This is a genomic window from Halobellus sp. EA9, assembly GCF_051195055.1.
GTDB lineage: Archaea > Halobacteriota > Halobacteria > Halobacteriales > Haloferacaceae > Haloquadratum > Haloquadratum rubicundus.
The window spans coordinates 1-1,071 of the sequence record NZ_JBNTJW010000041.1; the positions used below are offsets into that span (position 1 = coordinate 1).

General features: G+C 51.8%; 3 protein-coding genes. All 3 read left to right on the forward strand.

Annotated features, from left to right (window positions below; genetic code table 11):
- Nucleotides 1-240: hypothetical protein (locus ACQUQ0_RS17540; protein ID WP_435187039.1), on the forward strand; the 240-nt coding region annotated here is incomplete at its 5' end.
- 185 nt (nt 241-425) lie between these two features.
- Nucleotides 426-701, forward strand: a complete 276-nt coding sequence (locus tag ACQUQ0_RS17545) for a hypothetical protein (protein WP_435187041.1) — start codon at nt 426-428, stop codon at nt 699-701.
- Nucleotides 673-864: a hypothetical protein gene (locus ACQUQ0_RS17550; protein WP_435187043.1), complete on the forward strand. Its 192-nt coding sequence runs from the start codon at nt 673-675 to the stop codon at nt 862-864. Before ACQUQ0_RS17545 ends, ACQUQ0_RS17550 begins: the two co-directional genes overlap by 29 nt.
- Nucleotides 865-1,071: the final 207 nt, after the last annotated feature.

Consider the following 1,071-nt stretch of genomic DNA (forward strand, 5'->3'; position numbering starts at 1 on the left):
GATGAATCAGTCGCTCCAATCTCGTTCATTTCTCTGCAGAAATCGAGTCAGCAATCAGAAACGATGGGAACTACCGACATTGAAGCACTACACGCGGACCCGTCAGACGCACCCGAACAACTCCGAACGGATGTAGCTGAGTTGGTCGGTGTGGCTGATTACGAATCGGCCAAGTACAAGTTCGGGAAGCGAAAGACGCCGATCACCGAATGTACCTGTTCGCGGTGTAGGGATCGGTAAGCAATCTCCCGATGACCCGAAAGGCGAGGGAATATCCATAGTCTCCCGTTCGGAGTCCGCACCTACGGACCATTTTTTCAGTACCCCGGTGGCGGCTTTGGCCGGGAATCAACTGGAGAGCGTAAGCGGGATCTAAGCAACCCGTTGTAAGACGGCAATCAAGAAAATCAAGAGTCTTAGCACCTATGCAAGAAGAATCCGACAAAATACAATCCCAACGCGACGAAGCATTAGCGGAGTTAAGCGACGTGATAGAACAGGCACGGTACAAGTCACTTGGTGACGGAAGAATCCGGTCCCCGGAGAAGGAGCGGATCCGGCTGAAGTATCTCCGGGTGATTATCTCGGCGCTATCAACGCGGCGGAAGTATCTGGCCGACAAAGACCTCGAAGAGTTGAGCCAACGGATCGACAAGTTAGAGGAGCAACAAAATGCCACGCAAATCAAAGCGCGAAATTGAAGCAACACTCGAAGATATTGAAGAAGGCCCGCCGGGAGAATATCCCACGGTTGATTTGGCTCTTCTCTTGTCGTGTGACTGGGAACCGGTGAACGAAGAACAAAACCTGAAGCGCCGACAAGATACCGGGGAGGTGTACTACTTCCCGGAGTTTGATTTTTGAGACTCAGGGATAGGACGCTTTACCAGCAATATTTGGGGGGTGGGTCCGGACCGTCCAGCATTTCAACGTACATCGGCTAAGTATGAGAGTCATTCGTCTTTAGCTAAGACTCACACCTCGGTTGTGTAGCGGTAGCGAGCGTTTCTTGTAAGATTGGTCGTTGTTGGTGGATCTTCTGAGCGTCCTCAATCAGCCGCTCCAGCAACG